Annotated in this window: 10 protein-coding genes and 1 tRNA gene; 7 read left to right on the plus strand and 4 right to left on the minus strand. The window is 73.2% G+C overall.

The window, feature by feature from the left end; all coding sequences use genetic code 11:
* Window positions 1-118: 118 nt before the first annotated feature.
* Window positions 119-191, minus strand: a tRNA-Arg gene (locus CFK41_RS04245).
* 74 nt (window positions 192-265) lie between these two features.
* Between CFK41_RS04245 and CFK41_RS04250 the strand changes: the two genes are divergently transcribed.
* Both CFK41_RS04250 and CFK41_RS04255 read left to right on the plus strand, forming a co-directional pair.
* The gene (locus CFK41_RS04250; RefSeq protein ID WP_096798549.1) at window positions 266-1,699 is read left to right on the plus strand and encodes a nitrilase-related carbon-nitrogen hydrolase; all 1,434 of its coding nucleotides are present in this window, start codon (window positions 266-268) and stop codon (window positions 1,697-1,699) included.
* A 49-nt stretch (window positions 1,700-1,748) separates the two neighbouring features.
* A complete protein-coding gene (locus tag CFK41_RS04255; protein WP_096800934.1) occupies window positions 1,749-2,402 on the plus strand; it encodes a copper resistance CopC family protein in 654 nt (217 codons plus the stop codon).
* Window positions 2,403-2,509: 107 nt separating this feature from the next.
* On the opposite strand, the gene CFK41_RS04260 is transcribed toward CFK41_RS04255, so the two are convergent.
* Window positions 2,510-2,713 carry an antitoxin gene (locus CFK41_RS04260; protein WP_096798550.1) on the minus strand — a complete coding sequence of 68 codons (204 nt, stop codon included), beginning with the start codon at window positions 2,711-2,713 and terminating at the stop codon, window positions 2,510-2,512.
* Window positions 2,714-2,877: 164 nt separating this feature from the next.
* Here CFK41_RS04260 and CFK41_RS04265 point away from each other — a divergent pair, with 164 nt between their 5' ends.
* From CFK41_RS04265 to proC, 5 genes are all read left to right on the plus strand, one after another.
* Window positions 2,878-3,735 carry a DeoR/GlpR family DNA-binding transcription regulator gene (locus CFK41_RS04265; RefSeq protein ID WP_096798551.1) on the plus strand — a complete coding sequence of 286 codons (858 nt, stop codon included), beginning with the start codon at window positions 2,878-2,880 and terminating at the stop codon, window positions 3,733-3,735.
* A gap of 105 nt (window positions 3,736-3,840) precedes the next feature.
* The gene (locus CFK41_RS04270; protein ID WP_151904671.1) at window positions 3,841-8,619 is read left to right on the plus strand and encodes a hypothetical protein; all 4,779 of its coding nucleotides are present in this window, start codon (window positions 3,841-3,843) and stop codon (window positions 8,617-8,619) included.
* Window positions 8,616-8,861, plus strand: coding sequence for a hypothetical protein (locus CFK41_RS17715; RefSeq protein ID WP_151904672.1), 246 nt, complete (start codon window positions 8,616-8,618; stop codon window positions 8,859-8,861). The genes CFK41_RS04270 and CFK41_RS17715 overlap by 4 nt, the downstream gene beginning before the upstream one ends.
* Window positions 8,862-8,991: 130 nt before the next feature.
* Window positions 8,992-9,942, plus strand: coding sequence for a DUF368 domain-containing protein (locus tag CFK41_RS04275; RefSeq protein WP_096798552.1), 951 nt, complete (start codon window positions 8,992-8,994; stop codon window positions 9,940-9,942).
* 96 nt (window positions 9,943-10,038) lie between these two features.
* On the plus strand, window positions 10,039-10,905 hold the full coding sequence (proC, locus tag CFK41_RS04280; RefSeq protein ID WP_096798553.1) for a pyrroline-5-carboxylate reductase: 867 nt from the start codon (window positions 10,039-10,041) through the stop codon (window positions 10,903-10,905).
* Between the two features lie 283 nt (window positions 10,906-11,188).
* Here the strand turns inward: proC and CFK41_RS04285 are convergent, their stop codons facing one another.
* Entirely contained in the window at window positions 11,189-11,854 is a 666-nt protein-coding gene (locus CFK41_RS04285; protein ID WP_096798554.1) for a potassium channel family protein, read from the minus strand.
* Between the two features lie 104 nt (window positions 11,855-11,958).
* Window positions 11,959-13,374, minus strand: a complete 1,416-nt coding sequence (locus CFK41_RS04290) for a TrkH family potassium uptake protein (protein WP_096798555.1) — start codon at window positions 13,372-13,374, stop codon at window positions 11,959-11,961.
* Window positions 13,375-13,398: the final 24 nt, after the last annotated feature.

Genomic DNA, 13,398 nt, shown 5'->3' on the forward strand with positions numbered 1-13,398 from the left:
ACGGAGTTGCGGAGGGGCGGCGTCCGGGCCTGGGACGTGCCGCAGAAGGTGGCCGCTCCGCACAGGAGTCCGTGGGCTGAGCGTGCGAGCCGCGAAGCGGCGCGCGCTGGAAGAGAAGTGCCCCCGAGACGATTCGAACGTCCGACACCCGCTTTAGGAGAGCGGTGCTCTATCCCCTGAGCTACGGGGGCGCACAGGCCTGGGACCCGGCGATGCCGCGTTCACAGACCTCGAACATGGTAGCGCTCCGTGGCAGGATCGCTGCATGTCCCGCGAGCACCACGAGAGAACCGCCACCGTCGCCGCCGTCATCCTGGCCGGCGGCGCCTCCTCGCGCCTGGGCGGGACCGACAAGACCCGCCTGCCCATCGCCGGGGCGAGCGCGCTCGAGCGGGTGCTGCGCGCAGCACCCGTCGGCCGACGGATCGTGGTGGGCCCGAGCGGGGAGGACGGCGACGCGCTCGCCGAACGCCACGGCGCCCGCTTCGTGCTCGAGGATCCGCCGCGCTCGGGGCCGCTCGCCGCGCTGGCCCGCGGCGTCGCCGAGTTCTCCGAGGGGGCCGACGGGGAGACCGTGCTGGTGCTCGGCGGGGACATGCCGATGCTGCGCCCCGAGACCCTCACCCGACTCGCCGCCAGGAGCGTCGAGCGCGGCACCGTCACCGCGCTCGAGAGCTCGGACGGGACCGTCCAGTTCCTCGGCGCCGCCTGGCCGCTGGGCAGGCTGCGCGCCGCGCTCGCCGCGATCGCGCACCCCGGCGGCGGCTGGGCGGATCTGAGCCTCCGCCGCCTCTACGGGCAGCTGGGCGAGGGCGAGCTGGTGACGCTCCCGCCCACCGGCGCCGAAGGAGCGGACATCGACACCCCGGACGCCCTCGCCCAGGTGCGCCGCGCCGCAGGACCTCGCATCGCCCTCGCCCAGATCGCGGTCTCCGAGGACGTCGAGGAGACCTTCGGGATCGTGCGCGACGCCGTGGCCGAGGCCGCCGAGGAGGGCGCTCACCTGGTGCTGCTGCCCGAGGCGACGCTCACCCCCTTCGGCACCGACCTGCGCGCCGCGGCGCTGGCCCACCACGAACGCTTCGCCCAGCTCGTCCAGGAGCTCGCCGAGCGGCATGAGCTGGTCGTGGTCGCCGGGTCCTTCACCCCCACCGATGACGGCCGCGTGCACAACACCGTCATCGTGCGCGGACCGGGCTGGGATCCGCACCTGGACTACCGCAAGATCCATCTCTTCGACGCCTTCGGGGCCGACGAGTCGCGCACCGTCGCACCCGGCACCGAGCTCGTCACCTTCGAGCTCGAGGGCACCCGGTTCGGGATCGCGACCTGCTACGACGTGCGCTTCCCGGAGCAGTTCACCGCTCTCGCCGAGCGCGGCGCCCAGGCGATCCTGCTGCCGCTGGCCTGGAAGGAGGGGCCCGGCAAGCGCGAGCAGCTGCAGCTCCTGCTGCGCGCCCGCGCCCTCGACGCCACCGTCGCCCTGCTCGCCGCCGACCAGGCGTCGCCGCCGGACTACACGGGCGATGCCGCCCGCGGCATCGGCCGGAGCGCCGCCGTCGGCCCGCTCGGCGCGATCCGCCAGGAGCTCGGCCCCGAGCCGGGCATGCTGCTGGTCGATCTCGACCTCGAGGAAATCGAGGCGGCGCGCGCCGCCCTGCCCGTGCTGCGCCATCACGTGGAGCTGCCCCGGGCGTGAGCAAGGGCACGGATCCGTGCCCAGGCGGCTGACGTAGCCTGCTCGCGTGATGACCCCGCTCAGCCGCTCCGCCGCCCTTCGTCCCGATGCGACCCGCCCGCTCACGCTGCTCGCCCTGTGCAGCGCACTGCTGCTCGCCGTGCTCATCGCCCTGCCCGCCCCGGCGCAGGCGCATGACACGCTGCTGGAGTCGGATCCTGCCGACGGCGCCGCCCTGGAGACCTCTCCGGAGGCCATCACTCTCACCTACTCCTCCGACATCCTCGACGTGAGCCCGCTCGTGCGGATCTCCGACGAGTCCGGGAAGCAGCTGGCCGAGATCACCCCGACGGTCGACGGTCCCGTCGCCACCGCGACCCTCGCCGAGCCGCTGCCGGCCGGGACCTACACGGTCCAGTGGCGCGTGGTCTCCAGCGACGGCCACCCCATCGAGGGCACCTTCACCACGACCATCGAGCAGGACACCGAGGCCGCGGCCGAGCCCAGCGACGCCGGCGGCTCGGAGGATCCCGCGCAGGGCGAGTCCGCCGATGCTGAAGCGCCGCAGGACGCCGAGGCGACCGAGGCCACGTCCGCGCCCGCCGCGGAGCCCGCCGCCGAGGCCGATGGCGGTCTGTCGATGCCGGTGCTGCTCGGCATCCTCGCTGTGGTCGTCGTCGGTGCCGCCGTGGTGGTCGTCGTCATCGTCCGCCGCCGGGACTGAGGCCCTCGGGCAGGCGCTCACCCCGCCCGCTCCGAGCCCGGACACGGAGGAGCCCCCGACGCCGATGGCGTCGGGGGCTCCTCGCGATGCAGCGGAGAGAGCGGGGTTCAGTTGCCCTTGTTCTCGTCCTGGTCGCCACCGAGACCGAAGTGATCGCGGGCGGCATCCGCGCCGGAATCGACGTGGCCGTCGATGTTGTCCGGGGTGCGCTCCTTGATCTGATCGGTCGCTCCGTCGAGGCCCTGGTTGACCTTGTCGGGATTGTCGTTGGCGAAGTCCTTGGCCTTGTTCAGCGCGTCATCGAAACCCATGATCAACGTCCTTTCGTTCGAGGGACCACCCCGAGTCCGGGGCGACGTCGTCAACCTATGCCGCCCGCGACCGTGACTCAAACGTGATCAACGAATCCGCCCCCACTTGGTCGATCTTGCGCGAAAGAGCGGCCTGTCGCCGACATGCACGCAATACTGGATGCGTGAACCTGCGTAATCCTGATCCTGACAAGAACGTGACGGCCGGTGCGCCGCCCGCGCGGACGCCGGTGAAGGACCGCAGCGCGCGCTGGGACCATGTGCTCACCCTCCTCGCCTCGACCAAGCGCCTCAGCGTCGCCGAGGTCGCCGTGGAGCTCGGGGTCAGCGAGTCCACCGTGCGGCGCGACTTCATGGAGATGGAGCGCGCCCAGCTCGCCCGCCGCACCCACGGCGGGATCGTCGCGGTCGACGTCGCCTACTCGCTCGCGACCGTGCCGCGCCGGGCCGACGTCGACTCCGCCCAGCGCGAGCGCGTCGCCGACCGGGCCGCCGCCATGGTCGAGCCCGGGCAGATCATCGGATTCAACGGAGGCCGCAGCACCACGGCGACCGCACGCCGGGCCGTGGCCCGCCCGGACTTCGACTCCCGGGACGGCAGCCCGGGGCTGACCGTCGTCTGCGCGGCGCTGAACATCGCCACCGAAGCCGTCCTGCGGCCCTCTGTGCGCACCGTGGTGCTGGGCGGCGTCGCCGAGCCGTACTCCTTCGAGCTGACCGGGCCGCTCGCCACCGCCACCATGCGCGACCTCTGGCTCGACACCATGTTCGTGGGCACCGTGGGACTGGACATCAATGCAGGACTGACCTGCAACTCCGATGCCGAGGCCGGGGTCACCCGGATCATGATCGGTCACTCGCGCCGGGTGGTCGGGCTGGCCACCGCGGACAAGATCGGCCACCGCGCCCTGGCCGGGATCTGCCCGGTCTCGGTGCTCACGGACCTCGTGATCGCCGGGCCCGTGCCGGATGCGCTGCGCGAGCACCTGCAGGAGGTCTCGGTGCGGCTGCACGAGGTCTGAGCCCGCCCGCCGCCTGCGGCGGGCACAGGATGTGAGCAGGCCGGTCACCGGGCGCGCGGCACGCCTGCACGGGAGGGGGCCCCCGCGCCGGTAGCGTGAGCTCCCATGTGGAGTTTCCTGCGCGGGAAGAAGCGGTCGGAGCGTCCGGGAGAGGACGTCATCCCCCGCGACGACGCCCTGTCGGCACTGGCGAGCGAGCGCCGAGAGGGTCGGGGCGGCACCGCCCGGGCCGACGCCGAGGAGCCCGTCGACGCCCCCGGATCCGTCGACTCCCCGCGCGAGGGCACCTCCCATGACGGCGTCGAGCGCTCCGGGACCGGCTACGCCGTGGTGCTGGACCCGCACGTCGAGGACACCGGCGCCGGGATCGCCCCCGGCCAGGACGAGGACGACCTTCCCGCCACGCCCCACGAGCACCGACCGCTCAGTCGCGAGGACCGCGTCGCCGACGCCCTGGACCGCTGGGCCCAGCAGATCACCGGCGGGGTCCACGCCCCCTCCTTCCTCACCCAGATCCGGGCCGGAGGCGTGGTGCTGGATCTGACCCACTCGCACCCCTCGGGCCTCGCGCAGCTGCTCGCCGGGCGCGGTCCCACCCGTCTGTCCTCCCTGGTCCGCGAGGTCGGCGCCCTGGCCGATGCCCGTGCCCATGCCCGCTCGATCCGCGAGATCGCCGAGCGCCATGCGGAGGAGGTGGGCCTGACCACCTGCCACCTCGGCATCGGCGAGGCGATCTGGCACCCCGAGGACGGCTCCGCCCCGATCCACGCGCCCGTCCTGGTGCGGCCGATCACGCTGCGCCTGCGCGGCAACGCCCGTGAGGACGTGGACCTCGAGGTCGACGCCACCGCGGACCTCAACCCGGTGCTGCTGCGCGCGCTGCGCGAGGCCGGCGTCGCGGTCGACGCCCGCGCCCTGCTCGCGACGACCGACGGCTCCCACGGCTTCGACCCCAACCCGGTGCTCGACGCCTTCCGCTCGCTCGGCCAGCCCCTGCCCGGCTTCCGCGTCTCGCACGCCCTGGTGGTCGGCAACCTGATGGACGCCGCCGGCTCGGTCGCCGACGACCTGGTCACCGATCGCGGCGACTGGTCCTCCTCCCCGCTCGTCGCCGCCCTCGCCGGTGACGCCGGGGCCCGGTCCGTCGTGCGTGGGCAGGGCGCCGAGCAGGAGGTGCCCGAGGTCCCCGAGGAGGAGCTGGTCGCCGCGGTGGACCCCGGTCACCGCGCCGTCCTGGCCCGGGTCCTGGCCGGTCAGGACCTCGCCGTGGCCACCCCGCCGGGCACCACCAGCCTCGACCTGGTGATCGACCTCGCCGAGGAGCTCAATGCACGCGGCCGCTCCGTGCTCATCGTCTCCCAGCGTCGGCGGAACCTCGCCCAGCTGGTGCGGATCGCCGGTCGCCGCGATCTCGCCGAGCTCGTCTTCGACCTCTCGCCGGACCCCGCGCTCCAGCGCAACGCCTCCGCCTCCCTGCTGCGCAGCCTGCGCCGGGCCGGCTCGCACGGCCTGGGCCCCGATGACATCGCCTCCGAGGAGCTCGGCACCAGCCGCGACATCCTGGTGGGCCACGTCGAGGCGATGCACCGCGTCCAGGACCCCTGGAACGCCTCCGCGCACGATGCGATCTCGGCCCTGGCCGCGCTGACCCGGCTGACCCCGGCCCCGCGCACCCAGGTGCGCCTGCGGGCGGACGTCGCCGCCCAGATGATCGGCGAGGATCGGGACCGCTTCACCGAGGCCCTGCATGAGGCCGCCGAGGTGGGAGTGCTCTCCAGCGGGCCCGAGATGACCGCCTGGTACGGCGCGCCCATCAGCAGCGACACCCAGGCCGCCCGTGCCGAGGAGCTCGTCGAGGAGCTGCGCACGGACGTTCTGCCCCAGCTGCGCCGGGCCGGCGCCCGCAGCGGCGGCGAGCTGGGCCTCACCGAGCCCACCACCCTGCACCAGCTGCAGGACCGCCTGGCCCTGCTCGACCGGGTGCGCACTCTGCTGGCGACCTTCCAGCCCGCGGTGTTCTCCGCACCGCTGGCGGACCTCGTCGCCGCCACGGCGGACAAGCGCTGGCGCGAGGAGCGCGGCGTGACCATGGGCTTCGGCGTGCGCCGACGCCTGCGCAAGGACGCCGCCGCCCTGCAGCGCCCGGCCGCGCTCTCGCCGGACCTCCATCAGGATCTCGGCGAGGCCCGGAAGGTCGCCGACACCTGGCGCCGAGCCGCTCTGGGCGACGACCCGGATGCTGCCGCCGCTGCTGCCACCACCACGGGCACTGACTCCGCCGGGAGCACCTCGACGAGCTCGTCGAAGACCTCGCGTCCCTCCCTCCCCGAGGACCTCGACTCCGTCCACCGTGCCGCGGCACGCTCCGAGAAGGTCCTCGACGAGCTCGCCGTGCTGCTGGACGGCACGGAGTCCGGTGCGGACCTGGCCCGCACCGACCTCGACGAGCTCGAGCGCCGCGTCGAGGCCCTGCACGCGGACCGCGCCGATCTCGAGACCCTCCCGCGCCGCACCGAGCTGCTGCGCCGGCTGAGCTTCGACGGGCTCGGCGAGCTGGTCGAGGACCTCCGTGCCCGACGGGTGCCGCGCGAACAGGTCGGCGCCGAGCTGGAGCTCGCCTGGTGGGGGAGCGTCCTCGAGCTCATCGCCGGTGCCGAGCCGACGATCTCGCAGTACGACGGCACCTCGCTGTCCCAGGTCGCCGAGCGCTTCCGTCGACTCGACGCGGAGAACCTGGCCCGCGCCTCCGCGCGCGTCCATGCCGCGGCCGACGAGACGCGCGTCGAGACGATGAAGACCTTCCCGGACACCTCGCGGTCCGCGATCGCAGAGCTCGCCCGCTCCTCGACCGTCTCCATCCGCGACCTCGCGGCCAAGTACGAGGACATCCTCTTCGCGGCCCGCCCCACCTGGCTGGCCTCGCCGTACCTCGTGCCGCAGGTGATCCCGCGCGGCCGTCACTTCGACGTCGTCATCGTGGCCGACGGCGGCCGCCTGCCCACCGCGGCCGCGCTGCCCTCGATCGTCCGCGGCGAGCAGACCGTGGTGGTCGGCGATCCGCTCGAGTACGGCGGGGACTCCGCGCCCAGCCTGCTCGACGACATGCTGCGGATCGCCCCGCACGCCGAGATCCTGCGCGATGCGCACCCCGCCACCGAGGGACTGCGGAGCTTCGCCCAGCGCCGCGCCCTCGCCGGTGAGGTGGTCGCCGTGCCGAGCCCCATCGCCCCCGAGCGGGACCGCCTGATCACGGTCGAGAACGGCCGCGGCATGGTCACCGAGGGCATGGAGTACGTCGAGAGCACGGAGTCCGAGCTGCGCCGGGTCACGGACCTGGTGATCGAGCACGCGCGGACCCGCCCGGAGCGCTCGCTGGCGGTGCTGACCTTCACGGAGGAGCACGCGCGCCGGCTCATGGAGCGGATCATGAACACCGTCTCGGTGATCCCGGCCCTGCGCGATTACTTCGATCCCGGCGCGAAGGAGGTCTTCACCGTCCTCCCCGCGGACCAGGCCACCGCCGTGGTGCGCGACGACATCATCGTCTCCGTGGGCTTCGGCAAGACCCCGCACGGCCGGCTCCTGCACCGCTTCGGCCCGCTCTCCGAGGCGGGCGGCCGCAAGGCCCTGGCCACCGTGATCACCCGCGCGCGGGGCCGCACCACCGTGGTCTCCGCGCTCGGCGTGCAGGACCTCGACCACGCCCGTCTCCGCTCCGACGGCGCCCGTGACCTGCGGGCCATGCTCTGGGTGCTGCAGGGCGGCCCCGATGTGCCCGTGGTCCCGCATGTCGCCGCGCTCACCGGCAGCGAGGACGAGGTCGCGCCGCCGGAGCCCCAGGTGCCGCGGGATTCGCCCGCCGCCGCGGGGCCTGCCGACGGCGGTGCGCCGAGCGATGGCGCGTCGGACGATGATGCCTCCTCGGATGACGCGGCGGCCGACGCCGCGGCCCCGGAGCTGTCCGACCAGGATCTGGATGCCGCGATCGAGGCGGCCATGGCGCGCCGCTCGGCCGGCTCTCCCGAGAGCGCGGACCCGGCACCGGGCGGCGCCGTGCCGTCGGGCGCGGACCTGCCCGAGGACGACTCCGCGGCATCGGTCCCGGTCGCTTCCGAGGAGTTCCCGCTGCAGGACGCCGTTCCGGACGTCCCTGAAGGGGACGCCGCCGGGCAGGCAGATGTCGCCGAGCCGGTGCTCGAGCCCGGCGCAGCGACCGACCCCGCGGGCCCCGTGCCCTCGGACGCCGCCGAGGAGAGCATCGTCGAACCGCCGGCACCGAGGGCGCTCGAGACCGATGCCCTCGTGCAGGATCTCGCCGATCGCCTCTTCCGCCTCGGCCTGCTGGTGGAGCGCGACTTCGGGCTCTCCTCGGACAGGATCGAGCTGGCCCTCGGCCACCCGGACATGCCGGGTCGGATGCTGCTGGCCGTCGACACCGACGGCTCCCACTACATCGACACCGCCAGCCAGCGCGAGCGCGACCGGCTGCGGGCCGAACGCCTCGAGGCCGCGGGCTGGGCCACAGAGCGCGTGTGGTCCTGGGCGCTGTTCATCGACCCCGACGGCGAGGCCGAGCGGATCCGTCGGGCGGTGGATCGAGCCTTGCGCCTGGTCCTCTCCGAGGAGAGCTCCGACTCCCCGACGGGCGTGGGCACCATCCGCCACCGCCTGCCGCGGCCTCAGATCCCCGCCGGCCACCCGCTGTCCTTCTACTCCAGCGACGACTTCGACGCGGTGGTGGAGTACATCTGCTCCGACGGCCGGGCCCGGCTCGAGGAGCACCTGGCCACCGAGGTGCGCAGCTTCCTCGGCTTCGAGCAGCGCTCGGTGCTGCTGGACGTCTCCGTCTCCAGCGCCATCCGTCGGTACCAGGAACGACAGTGACCTCCGGGTCGGGCACCGGGGGAGCGGGCCGTGCTCCGCGCCGGATCGTCATCTCCTCCGTGACGGGCAGGCCGATCCCCTGGGACGAGCCCGCACAGGAGGGCCGTCAGGACCGCAGCCCGGACCCCCGGCCGATCCTCCCCGACCGGGTGTCCGAGGACGCCCCGGAACCCGGGGCCGATGAGTCCAACGACGCCCGCATCGCCGGCGACGTGCCCCCGCACTGGGGCCGCGGGCGCTGAGCCGCGCCGCGACCAGGCCTGATTCGGGCCGCACCGCATGCTGGGCGCCCCCGATGGTGCCGCGCGGCCGCCGCACGCCGACGGCATCGCACCCCGGCGGCGCCCAGGTGACGCTCCGTAGGGTGGCGGCATGACGGATGCCGCCCCCACCGCCACGTCCCAGCGCGCCTCACCGGAGGAGCTGGTGCTGCCGCGGCATCGCAACCCCCTGGGCAACCTCCTGCGCGGCGCCCTGATCGGCGTCGTCGAGACCGTTCCGGGGGTCAGCGGCGGCACCGTCGCACTGGTCACCGGGATCTACGACGAGCTCATCGAGGCCGGCCACCACCTCACCGCCGCCGCACGTCGCCTGCTCACCGGGCCCGAACGGCGAGCCGGGGTGATCGAGCATCTCCGCGCCGTGTCCTGGGTGCTGGTGATCCCGCTGATGATCGGGATGGCGGGGGCCGTGCTGCTCGCCGCCGGTCCCGTCTCCCGCCTCGTCGAGGCGCATCCCCAGACGATGCGCGCCCTCTTCCTGGGCCTGGTCGCCGGCTCGGTGCTGGTGCCGGTGCGGCTCTCCGGCGGAGCCTGGCGAGGACCGGAGCTGCTGCGCTTCGGACTGGGCGTGCTCGGCGGGCTGGCGCTCACGTCGCTGCCCAGCACCTCGCTCGAGCCGAGCCCCTGGATCATCGCCCCGGCCGCTGCGATCGCTGTGTGCGCGCTCGTGCTGCCGGGGCTGTCCGGCTCCTTCCTCCTGCTGAGCCTGGGGCTGTATCAGCCCACGCTGCAGGCGGTCGACGAGCGGGACCTGCGCTTCATCGCCTGGTTCGGGCTCTGGGCCTGCGTGGGACTGGTGGTCGTCGTCAAGCTGATGCGCCGGCTCCTCACCCACCACCATCGCGGCACCATGGTGGTGCTCGCCGGGGTGATGATCGGGGCGCTGCGCAGCCTGTGGCCCTGGCAGAGCGAGGCCGGGGCGCTCGCCGCACCGGGTGCGGATTGGCCGCTGCTGGCCGGCATCGTCGTCGCGGGGGTGCTCGCGGTGCAGCTGCTCGTGCTCGTCGAGGCGCGCACGATCGCCCGGGCCGATCGGCGCTGACCCGGGCTGAGGTGTCCTGACCCGCGCTGCCCCGACCTGCGCTGAGCCGCACACGTCGCACCGAGTCGGCGAGTGCCACCGCGTACCCTGGTCGCCATGGACGACACCTCCTCGAACTCCGCTGAACAGACCTTCTCCGACGCGTCGTCGCCGGACCTCTCCGGGGTGCGGGTGGCCCTGATCGGTGCGGGCAACATGGGCGGGCCCGTCGGCCGCGCGATGCTCGCCGCCGGCGTCGACCCGGCCAACCTGCACGTGGCGAACTCGAGCCGCGCCAGCAGCGAGCGCGCCGCCGAGGAGCTCGGTGCGACCGCGGCGTCCCGTCAGGAGGCCATCCAGGAGGCCGACGTGGTGGTGCTCGGGGTGAAGCCGTACCAGATCCTCGATCTGGTCGCGGAGCTGGGCCATGACCTCCCGAAGGATGCCGTGGTGCTGTCCCTCGCCGCCGGGATCACCCTGTCCCGCATCCAGGACGCCCTGCCCGCGGGGGCCGCGGTGGTGCGCGCGATGCCGAACACACCGATCTCCGTGGGCGAGGGCGCCGTGGGCCTCATGCGCGGCGACGCCGTCGACGACGAGCGCCACCAGCTCGTCCACGACCTGCTCTCCCGTGCCGGCGTGGTCGTGGACATCACCGAGGACCAGGTCCATGCCTTCATCGCAGCGGCCGGATCCCTGGCCGGGTTCGCCTTCGCGATCATCGAGGCGATGACCGAGGAGGCCGTCCGCCAGGGGCTCAAGCGCGACCTCGCCGACAGCCTCGTGCAGCAGACGATGCGTGGAGCGGCGACGATGCTGCTGGAGTCCGGGATGCACCCCGCCGTCGCGAAGGCCGGTGTGTGCAGCCCCGGAGGCACCACCGCCGAGGGCTACGCGGCCTTCGAGCGGGAGGGCGTGCGCGCCGGTCTCGCCGCGACCATGGCGGCCGCCGCCGCCCGGTCCCGGGAGCTCACCGACAGCTGATCCCGGCGTGCGTCACGCGGCGCATGGTCGGGTACTGGACGAGGGGCGAGGAGTACGGCATATATGCCGTACCGGTCGCGCAGGCGCCAGTAGTCGACCATGGGTGCCGGGTGCCGGGTGCCGGGTGCCGGGTGCCGGGTGCCGGATGCTGGGTCTGGGTGCCGGATGCCGGGTGTCGGGTGACGCGGCTTGGCCGGTGCTGGGTGCTGGGTGCTGGGTCGGGCGCCGCGAGTCGGCCCGTCCCCGGGTGCCGCGGCAGGTCCCGCCCGCAGCACTCACCCCCTCAGGTGCAGCGGGAGAACTTCTCGATCAGCCCGGTGCGGCCGGAGACGATCAGGAGGTCGTGCGCGGCCACCATCGTCTCGGGCACCGCGTAGGTGAAGTCCTTGCCCGGCGACTTCACGCCCACCACGGTCACGCCATGGCGCTTGCGGATGTCGGACTCGGCGAGCGTCATGCCCTGCACCTCGCGCGGGGGACGCATCTTCACGATCGCGAAGTCGTCGTCGAACTCGATGAAGTCCATGAGGCGCCCGTTGACCAGGTGCGCGACCCGCTTGCCGGCGTCGGCCTCGGGATAGACCACGTGATGGCAGCCGATGCGCTGGAGGATCCGGCCGTGCGCGGAGGAGATCGCCTTCGCCCAGATCACCGGGTCGCCCAGGTCCACGAGGTTCGCGGCGATCAGCACGCTGGACTCGATCGTGGTGCCCACGCCGACCACCGCGATGCTGAAGTCGGAGGCGCCGATCTGGTCGAGCACCTCGGGCTGGGTCGCATCGGCTCGGACCACGTGCGTGAGCTGACCGGAGTACTTCTGGACCAGCTCCTCGCTGGTGTCGATCGCGAGCACCTGCGTGCCCAGCTTCTCCAGGGTCAGGGCGATCGACGCGCCGAAGCGTCCGAGCCCGATGACGAGGACTCCCTCGTCGCGCGCTCTGCGTGCCATGTCTGCTCCTCGGGGACGGGCTCGCGGACGGACCGCGAGCAGGGCGGGCACAGTCTAGGTCCTCGTGGGCCGGCCCCGCCCCGCGGCCGGACCACCGGAGGGGATCAGCCGACGATCGGGCGCTCGTAGGGCAGCTGGACCATGCGCACCCGCGAGCGCACGGCCAGCGCCGCGCCGAGGGTCATCGGCCCGAGGCGACCCATGTACATGCACAGGATCAGCACCCATTTCGCGTCCTCCGGCAGGGACGGCGTGATCCCGGTCGACAGCCCCACGGTGCCGAAGGCGGACAGCGCCTCGAGCAGGGTCTGGTCGAGCGTGTAGGGGGTCATCCGCAGCAGCAGGAAGGTCGCCAGGAACACCACGGTCGCGCTCATGACCAGCACCCCGATCGCCTGACGGATGGTGTCGCGGGGGATGCGGCGGTGGAAGACCTCCACGTCCGGGTTGCCGCGGATCTCCGCCCAGATCGCGAGCATCAGCAGGGCGAAGGTCGTGACCCGGATGCCGCCGGCGGTCGATCCGGAGCCGCCGCCGATGAACATCAGCATGTCGATCAGGAGCCGGCTCTCCGCGGTCATCTGCCCCACGTCGATGGTGGAGAACCCGCCGGAGCGGGGCATGACCGAGGCGAACCAGGCGCCGAGCACCTTGGTGGGCAGCGACCGGTCCCCGAAGGTCGACGGGTTCGACCACTCCAGCGCCAGGATCCCCACGAAGCCGACCGCGGCCAGGAGGGCGGTGGTGGTCAGGGTGAGCTTCGCGTGCACGCTCCACTTGCGCGGGGTGCGCCACTTCTTCACGACCACCATGATCACCGGGAAGCCCAGCGACCCCACGAACACGGCGAGCCCGATCGGGATGGTGAAGAACGGATCGGCGACGTACTGCGCCGTGCCCGCGGCCTCCGGCACGAAGCCGGCGTTGTTGAAGGCGCTGATCGCGTAGAAGAGCCCGAGGAACAGGGACTCCCGGATCCCGTGCTCGGTGATGAACATGTACGGGGTCAGCGCCACGAAGGTGATGAGCTCGAAGAGCGTCGAGGTCACGAGGATGACCCTGAGGACCCCGCCCACCTCGGCGAGCCGCTCGGCGCGGGTCTCCTTGGCGGTGATGACGCGCTGGGCGAGTCCCAGGCGGTGCATCACGGACAGGCTCAGCAGCGAGGCGACGGTCATCATGCCCAGCCCGCCGAGCTTGATCGCGATCATGATGACGGTGAGCCCGAAGGTGGACCAGTGGGTGCCGGTGTCCACGGTGACCAGACCGGTCACGCAGATCGCGGAGACGGTGGTGAACAGTGCGTCGGTCAGGTGGGTGCGCTCGCCGGAGACGGTCGCCATGGGCAGCGACAGCACCACGGTGAACACGCCGATCAGCAGGGTGAACACCCCCAGCGCGATGCGCGCGGGGGTCGCCTTCGTCAGCGAGTGCAGGTACAGCAGCCACTCGGGCCTGCGCCGACGGGCGCTGAGCGGCCGCGTGCGCGGCGGCAGGGCGCGCTTGCCGGGTGTGCTCATGCTGCTCCTCGCTGCGGTCACCGC

Origin of the sequence: Brachybacterium ginsengisoli (genome assembly GCF_002407065.1) — a bacterium.
In the GTDB taxonomy this organism is placed as follows: domain Bacteria; phylum Actinomycetota; class Actinomycetes; order Actinomycetales; family Dermabacteraceae; genus Brachybacterium; species Brachybacterium ginsengisoli.

Bases quoted from the DNA above. Each gene is read 5' to 3' on its own strand.
- CFK41_RS04250 (WP_096798549.1), top strand. From the start codon at position 266: ATGTCCCGCGAGCACCACGAGAGAACCGCCACCGTCGCCGCCGTCATC.
- CFK41_RS04275 (WP_096798552.1), top strand. From the start codon at position 8,992: ATGACGGATGCCGCCCCCACCGCCACGTCCCAGCGCGCCTCACCGGAG.
- CFK41_RS04255 (WP_096800934.1), top strand. From the start codon at position 1,749: ATGACCCCGCTCAGCCGCTCCGCCGCCCTTCGTCCCGATGCGACCCGC.
- CFK41_RS04260 (WP_096798550.1), bottom strand. From the start codon at position 2,713: ATGGGTTTCGATGACGCGCTGAACAAGGCCAAGGACTTCGCCAACGAC.
- CFK41_RS04285 (WP_096798554.1), bottom strand. From the start codon at position 11,854: ATGGCACGCAGAGCGCGCGACGAGGGAGTCCTCGTCATCGGGCTCGGA.
- proC (WP_096798553.1), top strand. From the start codon at position 10,039: ATGGACGACACCTCCTCGAACTCCGCTGAACAGACCTTCTCCGACGCG.
- CFK41_RS04290 (WP_096798555.1), bottom strand. From the start codon at position 13,374: ATGAGCACACCCGGCAAGCGCGCCCTGCCGCCGCGCACGCGGCCGCTC.
- CFK41_RS04270 (WP_151904671.1), top strand. From the start codon at position 3,841: ATGTGGAGTTTCCTGCGCGGGAAGAAGCGGTCGGAGCGTCCGGGAGAG.